At 70.2% G+C, this 14,699-nt stretch carries 11 protein-coding genes and 1 tRNA gene; 4 read left to right on the forward strand and 8 right to left on the reverse strand.

The genetic code is table 11. The features are described from left to right. Positions 1 to 49 precede the first annotated feature (49 nt). Entirely contained in the window at positions 50 to 3,985 is a 3,936-nt protein-coding gene (purL, locus tag UN84_RS14195; RefSeq protein WP_046078257.1) for a phosphoribosylformylglycinamidine synthase, read from the reverse strand. Positions 3,986 to 4,151: 166 nt separating this feature from the next. Between purL and mltF the strand changes: the two genes are divergently transcribed. Both mltF and UN84_RS14205 read left to right on the forward strand, forming a co-directional pair. Beyond that, on the forward strand, positions 4,152 to 5,606 hold the full coding sequence (mltF, locus tag UN84_RS14200) for a membrane-bound lytic murein transglycosylase MltF (protein WP_052719286.1): 1,455 nt from the start codon (positions 4,152 to 4,154) through the stop codon (positions 5,604 to 5,606). Positions 5,607 to 5,615: 9 nt separating this feature from the next. Next, complete coding sequence (locus UN84_RS14205) at positions 5,616 to 7,598, forward strand: GGDEF domain-containing protein (RefSeq protein ID WP_052719288.1); 1,983 nt, start codon at positions 5,616 to 5,618, stop codon at positions 7,596 to 7,598. On the opposite strand, the gene tadA is transcribed toward UN84_RS14205, so the two are convergent. Further along, the gene (tadA, locus tag UN84_RS14210; protein WP_035597582.1) at positions 7,578 to 8,048 is read right to left on the reverse strand and encodes a tRNA adenosine(34) deaminase TadA; all 471 of its coding nucleotides are present in this window, start codon (positions 8,046 to 8,048) and stop codon (positions 7,578 to 7,580) included. The two genes, UN84_RS14205 and tadA, sit on opposite strands and share 21 nt — an antisense overlap. 90 nt (positions 8,049 to 8,138) lie before the next feature. Between tadA and UN84_RS14215 the strand changes: the two genes are divergently transcribed. Continuing rightward, entirely contained in the window at positions 8,139 to 8,948 is an 810-nt protein-coding gene (locus UN84_RS14215; RefSeq protein WP_035597584.1) for an acyl-CoA thioesterase, read from the forward strand. A gap of 71 nt (positions 8,949 to 9,019) precedes the next feature. Here the strand turns inward: UN84_RS14215 and UN84_RS14220 are convergent. From UN84_RS14220 to UN84_RS14240, 6 genes are all read right to left on the reverse strand, one after another. Continuing rightward, positions 9,020 to 9,095: transfer RNA gene (locus UN84_RS14220), tRNA-Thr, on the reverse strand. Positions 9,096 to 9,141: 46 nt separating this feature from the next. Next, positions 9,142 to 10,353, reverse strand: a complete 1,212-nt coding sequence (locus UN84_RS14225; protein WP_052719290.1) for an N-acetylmuramoyl-L-alanine amidase — start codon at positions 10,351 to 10,353, stop codon at positions 9,142 to 9,144. Between the two features lie 231 nt (positions 10,354 to 10,584). Next, the gene (locus tag UN84_RS17485; RefSeq protein WP_258394089.1) at positions 10,585 to 10,719 is read right to left on the reverse strand and encodes a hypothetical protein; all 135 of its coding nucleotides are present in this window, start codon (positions 10,717 to 10,719) and stop codon (positions 10,585 to 10,587) included. 109 nt (positions 10,720 to 10,828) lie between these two features. Continuing rightward, on the reverse strand, positions 10,829 to 12,103 hold the full coding sequence (locus UN84_RS14230) for a Y-family DNA polymerase (protein WP_046078258.1): 1,275 nt from the start codon (positions 12,101 to 12,103) through the stop codon (positions 10,829 to 10,831). Continuing rightward, positions 12,100 to 12,555 (reverse strand): LexA family protein, encoded by a 456-nt coding sequence (locus UN84_RS14235; protein WP_046078259.1) that lies wholly within the window; start codon positions 12,553 to 12,555, stop codon positions 12,100 to 12,102. The genes UN84_RS14230 and UN84_RS14235 overlap by 4 nt, the downstream gene beginning before the upstream one ends. 98 nt (positions 12,556 to 12,653) lie before the next feature. Continuing rightward, positions 12,654 to 13,109 carry an aminoacyl-tRNA deacylase gene (locus tag UN84_RS14240; protein WP_046078260.1) on the reverse strand — a complete coding sequence of 152 codons (456 nt, stop codon included), beginning with the start codon at positions 13,107 to 13,109 and terminating at the stop codon, positions 12,654 to 12,656. A 309-nt stretch (positions 13,110 to 13,418) separates the two neighbouring features. Between UN84_RS14240 and UN84_RS14245 the strand changes: the two genes are divergently transcribed. Next, positions 13,419 to 14,699 carry an MgtC/SapB family protein gene (locus UN84_RS14245; protein ID WP_046078261.1) on the forward strand — a complete coding sequence of 427 codons (1,281 nt, stop codon included), beginning with the start codon at positions 13,419 to 13,421 and terminating at the stop codon, positions 14,697 to 14,699.

Here is a 14,699-nt window from a genome sequence, read left to right on the forward strand (position 1 = left end):
GACGCCCGGGCCAGTGGCCCGGGCGTCTCGCGTCGGTCAGCGGGACCGATCAGCCCAGCCAGCGACGAGCATTACGGAACAGACGCATCCAGGCGCCGTCCTGAGTCCACTCGGCCGGACGCCAGGAATTGGTCACCGCACGCACCACGCGCTCGGGGTGCGGCATCATGGCGGTGACGCGGCCGTCCGGCGTGGTCAGGCCGGTGATGCCGGAAGGCGAGCCGTTGGGGTTGGCCGGATAGCGGGTGGTCACCTGGCCATAGTTGTCCACGTAGCGCAGCGCCACCTGGGGGGAGCCCTGCATGCTGCGCAGGTGCGCGCTGTCGCGGAACTCGGCGCGGCCCTCGCCGTGGGCCACGGCGATCGGCAGCAGCGAGCCTTCCATGCCGGAGAGCAGGATCGACGGGCTCTCCTCCACGCGCACCATGGCCACGCGGGCCTCGAACTGCTCGGACTCGTTACGCACGAAGCGCGGCCAGGCCTCGGCGCCGGGGATCAGCTCCTTGAGCTGGGAGAGCATCTGGCAGCCGTTGCACACGCCCAGGGCGAAGCTGTCGTCGCGGCCGAAGAAGCCGGCGAACTGCTCCCGGGCCCGGTCGTTGAACAGCACCGACTTGGCCCAGCCGCCGCCGGCGCCCAGCACGTCGCCGTAGGAGAAGCCGCCGCAGGCCACCAGGCCCTTGAAGTCCTCCAGGCCGACGCGCCCCTCGAGGATGTCGCTCATGTGCACGTCGACGGCCTCGAAGCCGGCGTTGTCGAACGACCAGGCCATCTCCAGATGACCGTTGACGCCCTGCTCGCGCAGCACCGCCACCGCCGGCCTGGCAGTATTGACGAACGGCGCGGCGATGTCCTCGTTCACGTCGAAGCTCGGCTGGGCGGAGAGGCCCGGGTCGCGGCCGTCGAGCAGGCCGTCGAACTCGCTCTTGGCGCACTCGGCGTTGTCGCGCAGCGCCTGCATGCGATAGCTGGTCTCGCTCCAGGTGCGCTGGGCCAGCAGCCGGGTGGTCTCGAGCAGCGGCTCCTCGAACAGGGTCACGCGGACCTGGTCGTCGTAGCGCGGACGGGCGATCACGCCGCAGCTCTCGAGGCCGGCGCCGGCGAACTGCGCCAGCACTTCCTCGGTGTGCGCCCGCGGCACCTGGATCACCGCCCCGAGCTCCTCGGCGAACAGCGCGTTGAAGGCATCGGCGGGCTCGTCGATCAGCCAGTCGAGCTTGATCTCGAGGCCGGCGTGAGCGGCGAAGGCCATCTCCAGCAGGGTCACCAGCAGGCCGCCGTCGCTGCGGTCGTGGTAGGCCAGCAGCTTGCCGTCGGCGTTGAGGCCCTGGATCACGGTGAAGAACGCCTTGAGGTCCTCCGGATCGTCCAGGTCCGGGCACTCGTCGCCCACCTGGCCGTAGACCTGGGCCAGCGCCGAGCCGCCGAGGCGGTTCTTGCCGCCGCCGAGATCGATCAGGATCAGGTCGGACTCGTCCTGGGTCAGGTCGATCTGCGGGGTCAGCGTCTTCATGGCGTCGGTGACCGGGGCGAAGCCGGTGGTCACCAGGGTCAGCGGCGAGGTGATGCTCTTGTCCTCGACCTCGCCCTTGTCGTTCTCGGCCTGCCAGGCGGTGCGCATGGACATGGAGTCCTTGCCCACCGGCACGGCGATGCCGAGCGCCGGGCACAGCTCCATGCCCACGGCATGCACGGCGTCATACAGCGCCTGGTTCTCGCCCGGATGGCTGGCCGCGCTCATCCAGTTGGCGGAGAGCTTGACGTCGCCGAGCTTGGCGATCGGCGCCGCGGCCAGGTTGGTGATGGTCTCGGCCACCGCCAGGCGGGCGCTGGCGGCCGGATCGATCAGCGCCACCGGCGGGCGCTCGCCCATGGCCATGGCCTCGCCGGCATGGGTGTCGAAGGTCGCGGTGGTCACCGCCACGTCGGCCACCGGCACCTGCCACGGGCCGATCATCTGGTCACGGGCCACCTGGCCGGTGATCGAGCGGTCACCGATGGTGATCAGGAAGTTCTTGGACGCCACGGTGGGCAGGCGCAGCACGCGGTCCATGGCCTCGCGCAGGTCGAGGTTGTCGAGCATGATGCCCGGCATCTCGCGGCTCTCGCGGCTGAACTCGCGGGTCATCTTGGGCGGCTTGCCGAACAGCACGCTCATCGGCAGGTCGACCGGCCTGGTGTCGAAGTGGCCGTCGCGGACCTCCAGGTGATGCGCCTCGGTGGCCTCGCCGACCACGGCGTAGGGGCAGCGCTCGCGCTGGCACAGGGCATCGAAGGCCGCGAGGTTCTCCGGGGCCACGGCGAGCACGTAGCGCTCCTGGGCCTCGTTGCACCAGATCTCCAGCGGGCTCATGCCCGGCTCGGCGTTGGGCACCTCGCGCAGCTCGAAGCGGCCGCCGCGGTCGCCGTCCTTGACCAGCTCCGGCAGGGCGTTGGACAGGCCGCCGGCACCCACGTCGTGGATGAAGCAGATCGGGTTGTCGTCGCCCAGCGCCCAGCAGCGGTCGATCACTTCCTGTACGCGACGCTCGATCTCGGGGTTGTCGCGCTGCACGGAGGCGAAGTCCAGGTCGGCGCTGGAGGCGCCGGAGGCCATGGAGGAAGCCGCGCCGCCGCCCAGGCCGATCAGCATCGACGGCCCGCCCATCACGATCAGCTTGCCGCCGACCGGGATCTCGCCCTTCTGGACGTGGTCCTCGCGGATGTTGCCGTAGCCGCCGGCGATCATGATCGGCTTGTGGAAGCCGCGACGCTCGACGCCGTTGGCGCCCAAGGCGTCCTGCTCGTAGCTGCGGAAGTAGCCGGTCAGGTTGGGGCGACCGAACTCGTTGTTGAAGGCGGCGCCGCCGATCGGCCCCTCGAGCATGATCTCGAGGGCGTCGACGATGCGCTCGGGCTTGCCGTAGTCGAAGGCTTCCCAGGGCTGCACGAACTCGGGGATGCGCAGGTTGGAGACGGTGAAGCCGGTCAGGCCCGCCTTGGGCTTGCCGCCGATGCCGGTGGCGCCCTCGTCGCGGATCTCGCCGCCAGCGCCAGTGGCCGCGCCCGGATGCGGAGCGATGGCCGTCGGGTGGTTGTGGGTCTCCACCTTCATCAGGATGTTGACCGGCTCCTGGTGGGCGGCGTAGACGGCGCGCTCGGCGGCGTCGCCGGTCAGCGGCGCGGCGAAGAAGCGGCCGGCCCGGCTTCCGCGGATCACCGCGGCGTTGTCGCTGTAGGCCGAGAGGATGTCGTCCGGCGAGGCCTCATAGGTGTTCTTGATCATCTTGAACAGCGAGCGCGGCTGGGCCTCGCCGTCCACCACCCAGTCGGCGTTGAAGATCTTGTGCCGGCAGTGCTCGGAGTTCGCCTGGGCGAACATCATCAGCTCGACGTCGGCCGGGTTGCGGCCCAGGCCCTGGAAGGCCTCGCACAGGTAGTCGATCTCGTCCTCGGCCAGCGCCAGGCCCAGCGCGACGTTGGCCTCCTCCAGCGCCGGGCGACCGCCGCCGAGGATGTCCACCTGGCCGAGCGGCGCCGGCTCGTGGTGGGCGAACAGCTTGGCGGCATCGGAGGCGTCGAACAGCACCGTCTCGGTCATGCGGTCGTGGAGCGCCGCGAGGACGGCCTCGTAGGCCTCCTCGGAGAGCTCGCCGGCGAAGCGCACCCGGTAGGCGATGCCGCGCTCGAGGCGACGGATCTGGCTCAGGCCGCAGTTGCGGGCGATGTCGGTGGCCTTCGAGGACCAGGGCGACTGGGTGCCGATGCGGGGTACCACCAGGAACAGGCGACCGTCGCCCCGGGCACCGGTATCGTGGGCCGGGCCGTAGTCCAGCAGGCGCTCGAGCAGGCGGCGATCCTCGCCCTCCAGCTCGCCGTCGTGGTCGACGAAGTGCACGTAGTCGGCGCCGAGCGCCTCGACCTGTGGAGCCACGGCGTGCAACGCTTCGAGCAGCTTGGCATGACGGAAGGCGGAGAGGGCGGGCGCGCCACGCAGTTCGAGCATATCCTGGGGCCTCTGAAACAAGCAGAATGCGGTAAAGACGGGGGCCGCGGCCGGCGGCAATGAGCGCACATGATACTGGAAAGCGCGGGCGGCGAGAAATCGGCGTGGATGACAGCCTGCGAGGCGCTGGGTAAGGTGGCGGTACTCATCGCATCCCGACATCACTATGCTGGCATCCCTGCTCGACCACCTGCGCCGCCGCCGGCGCAACTACGCGACCCTGTGCGCGTTACTGGGGCTGGGCCTGATCACCGATCGCCCCCACCGCGCCCCCGGACCTCTGCTCGAGGAGGTACGGACGCGGGACTTCCTCAACGTCCAGACCCGCAACACCCCCACGACCTACTACGAGGGCCGCCAGGGGCCGACCGGCTTCGAATACGAGCTGATGCGGCGCTTCGCCGATTTCCTGGGCGTCAGCCTCAACCTGGACGCCGACCACGACATCGCAGGCGTCCTCGAGGCGGTCCGCCACGAGGGCGATCTCGGCGCCGCGGCCCTGCCGCTGGACCCCACCCTGGACGGCCTGATGTTCAGCCGCCCCATCCTGCCGCTGCAACCGGTGCTGGTGTATCGCCGCGGGCTGCCGCCCCCCGGCGAGATTGCCGACCTCGAGGGTCTCGCGATCGGCACCCTGAGCAATACCGGCACCGATCGGGTGATGCACGAACTGAAGGCCGAGCACCCCTGGCTGAGCTGGCAGGAGGCCGATGACATCGAGGTCTCGGCACTGCTCGGCCGGGTTGCCGATGGCACCCTGGACGCCGCCGTGGTCTTCGAGCGCCAGTTCCGCCTCAACCGGCTGTTCTTCCCCGAGGTGGAGGACGGTTTCCGGCTGGGGCGCCCGCTGTCGCTGGCCTGGGCCTTCCCCAGCGAGCGCGGGCTCGGCCTGCTGCGCGAGGCCAATCGCTTCCTCGAGACGCTGCAGGACAGCGGCCTGCTGGCCCGCCTCGAGACCCGCTATCTGGGTCGCGACAACTATCTGGAATACGTCGGCGCGCGCACTTTCATCGGTCACGTCCACGAACGGCTGCCCACCTACGACGCCCTGTTCCGCGAGGCCGCTCGCGACAGCGGATTCGACTGGAAGCTGCTGGCCGCGGTGGGCTATCAGGAATCCCACTGGCGGCCCGACGCCACCTCGCCTACCGGGGTGCGCGGGCTGATGATGCTGACCAATGCCACCGCCGGGGAGCTCGGCGTCGACAACCGCCTCGACCCGGCCCAGAGCATCCATGGCGGCGCGCGTTACCTGCGCTCGCTAAAGGATCGTCTGCCGGAGTCGATAACCGGGGACGACCGCTTGTTCATGGCCCTGGCCGCCTACAACGTGGGCCTCGGCCATCTCTACGATGCCCGTCGCCTCGCGGAGATGCGCGGCGGCGACCCCGACACCTGGGAAGACGTGCGCGACGCCCTGCCCCTGCTGCAGGAGCGCGAATGGTACAGCAAGACCCGCTACGGCTATGCCAGGGGCGGCGAGCCGGTCATCTACGTTCGCAACATTCGTCGCTACCACGAGATCCTCGCCTATGTGGACCGCAGCCGTCAGCAGTTCCATCGCCTCAGCGCCCGTCAGCCCTCTGGCGCGGACGACGCTGGCGCCCCGCCGAGCGGCTGAGATCCGCTCATGAAATACCGGCTTGGCGCCCTGCCGCTGTCGGCCGCCGCCCCGCTGGTGGCGCTGCTCGGCCTGCTGATGGCGTCCCTGCCCCTAGCGGGAGCCGGCATGGAACTGATCCTCATCGGCCTGACCGCCGCCGGCCAGCTGGCCTGGCACCTGCGGCACCTGATGCTGTCGCGGCTGGTGACATGGCCGACGCTGGCCTGGCTGGCCATCGCCCTGCTCAGCTATCAGCTGCCGGAAGCCTGGGTGTCCCAGGCCGACTGGAACCGCTGGGCGGGGCGCCTGATGGCGGGGAGCCACATCGACGACTGGCGCCCTCCGCTGCTGATGCTGCTGTGCCTGGGCCTACTGAACCTCAGCCTGCTGACCCGCACCCGAGCCAACCTCGGCGCCCCGCTGCTGATGGGCACCGCCGGCCTGGCGCTGCTCGCTCAACTGCTGGCCCCTCACCCCACGGACGGGCCGCTGGCGCTGAGCCCCGACGGCCCACTGCTCGCCGCCCAGGCCTGCCTGCTGCTCGCCCAGCTGGTCGACATCCTCGGTGGCTGGCGGACCTCGCGAAACAGCATCCTGCGCGCCCTGTGGCCTTCGCTGCTGCTGGCCACGCTGACGATGGGACTGTGGTATCACCAGCATCGGGACGCCGACCGCCAGCAGCAGCAGGCGATCGCCGAGCTCGGGCAACGGCTGGGCCAGCGGCTCTCGGACGAGATCGACGACCACCTGGCCGCCATGCGTCGCTTCGCCGCGTCATGGCGCTGGCAGGACGCACCGACCTCCGCCGACCAGTGGGCCTATCAGGCCGAGCTGTACCACCAGGACTTCCCGTACCTGCTCAACATCGCGTTCATCGACCCGCGAAGCCGTATCCTCCACGTGCATCCGGCCAATGCGTACAACACGCCGTTGCTCGGCACCCGGCTGTTCGAGGCTCAGCCGGACGGACGCGAGGCGCTGGGCAAGGCCCTGCACGATGGCACCATCGGCCAGACCCGGGTCATCGCGCTGCTCCAGGGCCAGCCCGGCATGGTCCATTACCTGCCGGTCATCCAGGCCCGGGACGCCCGCATCCTCGGCGCCGTGGGCGTGGTGGTCGGCCTGCGCTCGATGGCGGACACGCTGTTCCGTCAGGTCGCCCCCGACACCGCCGCCCTGACGCTGCTGGACGGCGAACGGCTGCTCGCCCACCAGGGCACCGCCCGGCGCCCCGGCCCCTGGCGCCATGCCTCGCCGCTGATGCTGGACGACCTGTCGCTGACCCTGATCACCCGCCCCGGCCACGATGCACTGCTGGCCCGGCGCCCACGACTGCCGGTGGTCACCCTGGCGGCGGGGCTGACGCTGGCTTACCTGCTCTACCTGGCCCTGTTCGCCCGCCGCTACATGCAACTGCAGCACCGTCAGGCACGGCGCTCCAACCGCGAGCTGCGCCGCGAGGTGCGCAACCGCACCCGGCTGCAGCAGGAAGTCGAGTGGCTCGCCACCCACGACGAACTCACCCGGCTGCCCAACCGACGCCGCTTCCTCCAGGTGCTGGCGGAACACGACCGGGTGCGGCCGCTGAGCGTGCTGCTGTGCGATATCGACCACTTCAAGCTGGTCAACGACCGGCTCGGTCACCTGGTCGGCGACCGCTATCTCGCCGAGCTGGGCCGACTCGGCCACGCGGTGCTCGATGCCGCCGGCGGCGTCTTCGCCCGGCTCGGCGGCGAGGAGTTCGTCGCCTGCCTGCCCGGGTCGAGCGCGGAAGACGCGGAAGCGGTGGCGAGGCGCCTGCAGGCGGCCCTCGCCGAGAGTCGGCTGACGCATCAGGACGGCACACCGGTGACCCTCAGCGTCGGCGTGGCGACCCTCGACGAGGGGCCGCTGGTGGCCGATGAGCTGCTCCAGGCCGCCGACGACGCCCTCTACCGTGCCAAGTCACTGGGGCGCGACCGCATCGAGCGGGCCATCTCGCCGGCCGACCTACCCGTCGGTGGCCCCTGAACGGCGTTCGGCGAAGAAGGCCTTGAGCAGCTTCGAGACCCGGGCGGCCAGCACCCCGCCCTCCACCGTCACTCGATGGTTGTACCAGGGCTGGGCGAACAGGTTGGCCTTCGACTCGACCATGCCGGTGCGTGGCTCGGCGGCACCGTAGACCACCCGCGCCAGCCGCGCGTGGATGATCGCCCCGGTGCACATCAGGCAGGGCTCCAGGGTCACGAACAGGGTGCAGCCATCGAGGCGGTAGTTGCCGAGGCGCGTGCCGGCATCGCGCAGGGCACGGATCTCGGCGTGGGCGCTGGGGTCATGGCCCGCCACCGGCGCGTTGTAGCCCTCGCCGACGATCTCGCCGGCGGCGTCCACCACCACCGCGCCGACCGGCACCTCCCCGGCCTCCCCGGCCAGCCGTGCCTGCTCGAGGGCACGATGCATGTAGAACTCGTCGCTGCGCATGACCGCCGACTCCCGTAGACTACTCAGAATGAAACATTCGTATGAACGCCCGCCACGCGCGGATGCCGTGGCCCATGGAGGATACCCGGAATGAGCGACGCCCTGAACGACCTGGCCGACCTGCTGCGCCTCGAGCCCCTGGAGGAGAACCTGTTCCGCGGCCGTAGCCAGGATCTGGGCCTGCCCCAACTGTTCGGCGGCCAGGTGCTCGGCCAGGCGCTCTCCGCGGCCACTCATACCGTGGACGCCAGCCGGCGCGTGCACTCGCTGCACGGCTATTTCCTGCGCCCCGGCGACGCCAGCCGCCCGGTGATCTACCAGGTCGACGCGGTGCGCGACGGCCGCAGTTTCACCACCCGCCGCATCACCGCCATCCAGAAGGGCCGGCCGATCTTCTTCTGCAGCGCCTCCTTCCACGGCCAGGAGAGCGGCCTCGACCACCAGCCGACGATGCCCGAGGTGCCCTCCCCGGAAGCCCTCGACCGGGCCAACCTGCACCAGCGCTTCCCTGGCCACCCCATCGAGTTCTGCCACATCGAGGACGACGCCGAGCCGGGGCGCCCGGCCCGCAAGCGGCTGTGGTTCCGCCTCGCCGGCGAGCTGCCGGACGACCCGGCTCTGCATCGCTACCTGCTCGCCTACAGCTCCGACTTCCACCTGCTGACCACCGCGCTGGTGCCCCACGGCAAGCGCTTCGGCGATCCCGACCTGCGCATCGCCAGCCTCGATCACTCGCTGTGGTTCCACCGCGACGTCAGGGTCAACGACTGGCTGCTCTACGACATGGACAGCCCCTGGGCCGGCGGCGCCCGCGCCTTCACCCGTGGCAGCATCTACGACCGCCAGGGCCGCCTGGTCGCCTCCAGCGCCCAGGAGGGCCTGACCCGCGTGGAGGACTGAGCCAGGGACGTCGCGACCCGGGCCATGAACGACGACGCCGCCCCTGATATCAGGGGCGGCGTCGCGAGAAGTGGTGCCGGTGAGTGGACTCGAACCACCGACCTACGCATTACGAGTGCGTTGCTCTACCAGCTGAGCTACACCGGCTTTGCGCCGCATCATACGGCCCGACACGCCGCGCTGCCAAGAGGCCTCAGCGCCCGCTGCTGGCCGCCAGCAGGGTGCCCTCCGGCGGCTCGGCCTGGAAGTGCGCCCGTAGCCCTTCGACGATGGATGTCACCAGCGCCTGCTGATGGGCGCCGCTCTGCAGGCGACGTTCCTCGTTCGGATTGGAGATGAACCCGGTCTCGACCAGCAGCGAGGGAATGTCGGGCGACTTCAGCACCACGAAGGCGGCCTGCTCGACCTGTGACTTGTGCAGGTCGTTGATGCGCCCCAACCGCTCGAGGATGCGCCCGCCGGCGGCCAGCGACTGGTTGAGGGTGGCGTTCATGGAGAGGTCGAGCAACGCGCTGCGGGTGGCCATGTCCTGCTCGGCCAGGGCGATGAAGGCCTCGTCGTCGGCGATCACCGCGCGGTTCTCGCTGTTGGCCAGCCAGCGGGCGGACTCCGAGCTGGCACCGCTCGTCGACAGCGCATAGACCGAACTGCCGTGGGGCCCCGGCCGGTCCACGGCATCGGCGTGGATCGAGACGAAGAAATCGACGCGATGCTCGCGGGCGATGGTCGTCCGTCGACGCAGCCCCACGTAGACGTCGCGATCCCGGGTCAGCACCGCGCGAAAGCCCGGCGCCTCGTTGAGGCGGCGCGCCAGTCGCCGGGCAAGCTCCAGCACCACGTCCTTCTCGTAGGTGCCACTCGGACCCACGGCGCCCGGGTCCTTGCCGCCATGACCGGCATCCACGGCGATCACGATATCGCGGCCACCACCGGTCGGCAGTGAAGGCGCAGGATCGACCGGCGCCGGCGGCGCGGACGCGGGGCCGGACTCGGCGAGGTCCAGTACCAGCCGATGCCCCTGAAGGCCTGCGGGCGGCAGCTCATGGCTCTCGACCTCGACGGGGCCGCTCAGGTCGAGCACCACCCGGGTGCCGTCGCCGCGGGCCCCGGTGCGAATGCCGGTGATCGGGCTGCCGGCCAGCGGCACATCCCCCAGCTCGCCGACCAGACGTCCCTCGGCCAGGTCGATGACCAACCGGTCCGGCCCGCGCAGCGTGAAGACATCGCTCGCCATCGCCGTGGAAAGGTCCAGCACCACCCGGGTATGCGCCGCCTCGCTGCGCAGTCGCAGATCCTGCACCTCGCCGCCGAGCGCCATCAGGCTCCAGAACAGCAGCGCGCCCGACAGGCAGGCCAGCAGGCGTGCGCCGCGTCGGCGTCCACTCCGGGTTTCACGATCGATCATCTGACTGGCATCCCCTCACGGCACGAGTCGCCCTTCCCTAATGCATCGGAAGAGTATCGGCCAGGATGGGAGAAGCTTGAGCGGGCACCGCGTCCGCGGAGACTCCCCGTTGCAGGGATGGACGTTCGGTGAAATACGGCAGAGGAAACGCAGGAAAGGAAGAGGTGGCCGGCACCCGGCGTCCGCGAGGTCGCGGACCGCCAGGATCAGGTGCCGGTCGAGCCCTGCGCCTTAGATGTAGGCGTAGGCCATGCGGCTCTGGAAGTTGCGATAGGCGTTCTCGGTCATCACTTCCAGCACGCGGTAGGCACGCTTGCCGAAACGCTTGGCCAGGGAAGGACGGGCGGTGGCGGTAGCAGTCGTCATGGTAGATGATCCTTGCGTCGGTGGATGTCGAAGGCATTATACCTTTGTCTATATACTTTAGTCTAATCGTGACGCAGTGCAACATTCCACGTCCCACCGATCTCTCGCGTCACCGCACCTTGACCCTCATCAGCTCGTTCCAGCGGGTGGTGTAGCGGGCGGTGAGATGCTCGCAGCGCAGCGGCCAGGCGGCGTGCTCGCCGGGCACGCCGAAGCGAACGGTATCGCGGCCCATGCGGGCGTTGAGGCGATCGAGGGTGGCCATCAGCGCCTCGCCGCGCCGCCGCTCGGGGCCGTGGCCGGCCTGCAGCAGCGAGAGCTGATGACGCTCGGCGTCGACCAGGTCGAGCAGCATCACCCCGCACTTCTGATAGCGCACGCCGTCGAGGAAGATCGCCGCCAGGCCGCGCTGGGCGGCGGCGATCAGCTCCCGGGTGTCGTCGCTTGGGCCGGGCAGTGCCACCACCTGGCTGTTGCGGTACTGACGCTCGCCGAGCCGGTGCGGGTCGCTGCGCACGAACACCAGCACCGCACAGGCCCGGCTGCCCTGGCGGCGCAGCTTCTCGGCGGCCCGGGCGCCGTGCTGGCGGATCGCGGCCTTGAGCTCGGCCGCCTCGCCGGTCAGCCGGCCGAAGGAGCGCGACACCATGATCCGCTGGCGCGGCTCGGTGACGTCGTCCAGGGCGATGGCCGGTCGCCCGCGCAGCTCCCAGACCAGCCGCTCCAGCACCACCGAGAAGGTACGGCGGATCTGCTTGGGATCGGCCTGGCGCAGCTGCCAGGCGGTGTGGATGTCCTGCAGCGCCAGCCGCTCGGCGCTGCGCCGCGCCACGCCCCACAGCGCGTGCACCGGCAGCGCCTCGAGCACGCGGCGGGTCTCGGGCGCATCGGCCGCCAGCCGGCAGACGCCGCCCAGCTCGGGGCGCGACTTGGCGACGCGATTGGCGGTCTTGGCCAGCACCCGGGTCGGCGCCAGCCCCACGCAGGTCGGAATGCCGGTATCGCGCAGCACCCGCCCGCGCACCCGATGGCCCCAGGCCTCGAGGTCGTCGGGCTCATGCCCGTCGAGGCCGACGAAGCTCTCGTCGATGGAATAGGCCTCGATCTCCGGCGAAAACTCACCCAGGACCCGGTTCACGCGCCGACTCATGTCGCCGTAGAGAGCGTAGTTGCTGGACAGCAGCGTCATCCGGCGGCGCAGCGCGGGCGAAATCTGATGGGCCGGCATGCCCATCGCCACGCCCAGCGTCTTGAGCTCCGCCGAGCGCGCCACCACGCAGCCGTCGTTGTTGGAGAGCACGCCCACCGCCCGGCCTTCGAGGCCGGGATCGAAGACACGCTCGCAGCTGACGTAGAAGTTGTTGCTGTCGACCAGGGCGATCACGGCGCCGCTCCCGGCAGGGCGTGCAGCACGTGGGTGACCACGCCCCACACGTGGCACTCGCGGCCGGCCAGCGGAATCGGCGCGTAGCGCGGGTTGCTGGCCTCCAGCACCAGGGCGTCGCCGCGCCGGGCCAGCCGCTTGACCGTGGGCTCGCCGTCCACGGCGATGATCACCACCCGCCCGGGCCGCGGCTCCAGGCTGCGGTCCACCACCAGCAGGTCGCCGTCATGAATGCCGTCGCCGAGCATCGAATCGCCCTCGGCGCGCACGAAGTAGGTGGAGGCCGGGCGGCGCACCACGTGGGCGTGAAGGTCGAGCTCCACGTCCAGATGATCGTCGGCGGGGCTCGGGAAGCCCGCCCGCACCCGCGCCCCCAGCAGCGGCTGGACGGCCCCCGAAGAGGACGGCGCCGCGGCTCGCCCGCCCGCGGCGCCGGGAATCGGCGACGCCATGGCCACCTCCCTCGAATAATGTATTTATATACAGTATCCGAGAGCGATGACCGACTGGCAAGTCTCTCCGTTCGGCCTGGCCTACCTCTCGATCTGGCCTACATCGCCACCTCGGCCGGCTTCACCAGGTCCTCGAACACGCCGAAGGCCAGCTGCATCACCTCGTGGTGGCTGCCGGCGCTGAAGGCGATCAGGTCGGCCTCGGCCAGGTGCGGCGAAACGAACACCTCCAGGTCGAAGAGGTTGCCGAAGGGCGGCATCGCCCCCGGCTCGCAGTCGGGGAAGCGGTCCTGGAAATCCGCTTCCCTAGCCAGCTCGACGCGACTGGCACCGACGGCCCGGGCGAAGCGCTGCAGGTCGACCCGGTCGGTGGCCGGCAGCACCGCCAGCGCCAGCCGGCCGTCGATCTCGACCATCACGCTCTTGGCGAAGTGGCGGCCGGGCACGTGGGCCGCCTCGGCGACTTCCTGGGCGGTGTAGGCCGTCGAATGCTGCTGGATGACATATTTGACGCCGTTCTCGTCGAGAAAGCGTCTGACGCGCTCCATGGGCATGGGAATCCCCTCCCCTGTGTCGTGAAAGGGTCTGAAGACGCCGGATCGGCGACGCGCGTCGGGATGGGTCTCGGGGCGCCCCGTCCCGGCCGTCTCCTTCTCAGACTAGCAGCCCCGTGCACCACGAATGACGGCAATCCTTGACCTGGTACAGGTTGAGATTCACATGCCGCAGTCACCATCGACTGAACCACCGGCACCGTCATCCGCCATCCAAGCGGTCCCGCACGGGGCCGCCTCTCGTTTAAGGCGCGATCGTCGGGAAGACCTATGCTGAGGCAACGGGAAGCATCACGCAGGGAGCGTCTCATGGAAGAAGTCACGCAGCAGTTCCTCGCCGGGCACGACACCGCCATCCGGCTGGCCGTGGCCCTGCTGCTCGGCGCCCTGATCGGCATCGAGCGCGGCTGGGTGGCACGCGAACAGAAGGCCGGCGAACGCATCGCCGGCATACGAACCCACGCCCTGGTCGGCCTGCTTGGCGGCCTCGCCGCCCTGCTCGCCGAGGTCGTCACCGAATGGGCCTTTCCGCTGCTGCTGGTCGTCGTCGCCGCGCTGGCCGGCAGCGCCTATCGCGCGCGGCTACCCCAGAGCCGGGACTACAGCATCACCGGCCTGATCGGCCTGTTGCTGACCTTCTGCTTCGGCGCCGTGGCGGTGGCCGTGGACCTGGCGCTGGCCGCGGCCTGCGCGGTGGTCACCGCGCTGATCCTCGACAACAAGCGCGAGATCCACGGCTTGCTCAATCGCCTGCAGGCCCACGAGCTGGACGCGGGCCTGAAGCTGTTGCTGATCACGGTGGTGATGCTGCCGCTGCTGCCCGACCGCGGGCTGGGCCCCGGCGAGGCGCTCAATCCGCGCGAGCTATGGTGGATGGTGGTGATGATCGCCAGCATCTCCTTCATCGGCTACTTCGCCATGCGCCTCGGCGGCGCCGCCAAGGGCATCCTGTTCACCAGCCTGTTCGCCGGGCTCAGCTCCTCCACCGCCCTGACCCTGCACTTCAGCCGCCTGTCGCGCCAGCAGGCCGCGCTCACCCCCTTGCTGGCGGCGGGCATCCTGATCGCATGCGGCACCATGTTCCCGCGCATCCTGCTCTACTGCCTGGTGATCAACCCGGCGCTGCTGCCCAGCCTGGTGCTGCCGGTGGCGCTGATGACCCTGCTGCTCTATCTGCCGGCCCTGCTGCTGTGGCGCCGTCATCGCCAGGGAGCGCGCATCGAGCGCCCCGAGCGCCATCAGAACCCGCTGGAGCTGCGCATGGCGCTGCTGTTCGGCGTGCTGCTGGCGGCGATCATGCTGCTCGGCCAGTGGCTCCAGGCCTGGCTCGGCGACGCCGGCATCTACCTGCTGGCGGCGGCCTCCGGCGTGGCCGACGTGGACGCCATCACCCTGTCGCTGACCCGGCTCTCTCAGGATGCCATCCCGCCCTCGACCGCGGTGCTCGGCATCATCCTGGCCGCCTCGGTCAACAACGTGATCAAGGCCGGCATGGCCGCCGGGCTTGGCAGCGCGGCGCTGGGCAAGCGGGTCGCCCCGCCGATGCTGCTGTCGCTGCTGGTCGGGCTGGGCGTGGCCTGGTGGCAGTGA

It is taken from the genome of Halomonas sp. HG01 (assembly GCF_000968715.2).
In the GTDB taxonomy this organism is placed as follows: Bacteria; Pseudomonadota; Gammaproteobacteria; order Pseudomonadales; family Halomonadaceae; genus Halomonas; species Halomonas halophila.

Excerpts from the sequence above, each read along its gene's own strand:
- mltF (WP_052719286.1), top strand. The coding sequence starts at position 4,152 with ATGCTGGCATCCCTGCTCGACCACCTGCGCCGCCGCCGGCGCAACTAC.
- UN84_RS14240 (WP_046078260.1), bottom strand. The coding sequence starts at position 13,109 with ATGCCCATGGAGCGCGTCAGACGCTTTCTCGACGAGAACGGCGTCAAA.
- UN84_RS14225 (WP_052719290.1), bottom strand. The coding sequence starts at position 10,353 with ATGATCGATCGTGAAACCCGGAGTGGACGCCGACGCGGCGCACGCCTG.
- UN84_RS14215 (WP_035597584.1), top strand. The coding sequence starts at position 8,139 with ATGAGCGACGCCCTGAACGACCTGGCCGACCTGCTGCGCCTCGAGCCC.
- purL (WP_046078257.1), bottom strand. The coding sequence starts at position 3,985 with ATGCTCGAACTGCGTGGCGCGCCCGCCCTCTCCGCCTTCCGTCATGCC.
- UN84_RS17485 (WP_258394089.1), bottom strand. The coding sequence starts at position 10,719 with ATGACGACTGCTACCGCCACCGCCCGTCCTTCCCTGGCCAAGCGTTTC.
- UN84_RS14205 (WP_052719288.1), top strand. The coding sequence starts at position 5,616 with ATGAAATACCGGCTTGGCGCCCTGCCGCTGTCGGCCGCCGCCCCGCTG.
- UN84_RS14235 (WP_046078259.1), bottom strand. The coding sequence starts at position 12,555 with ATGGCGTCGCCGATTCCCGGCGCCGCGGGCGGGCGAGCCGCGGCGCCG.
- tadA (WP_035597582.1), bottom strand. The coding sequence starts at position 8,048 with ATGCGCAGCGACGAGTTCTACATGCATCGTGCCCTCGAGCAGGCACGG.
- UN84_RS14245 (WP_046078261.1), top strand. The coding sequence starts at position 13,419 with ATGGAAGAAGTCACGCAGCAGTTCCTCGCCGGGCACGACACCGCCATC.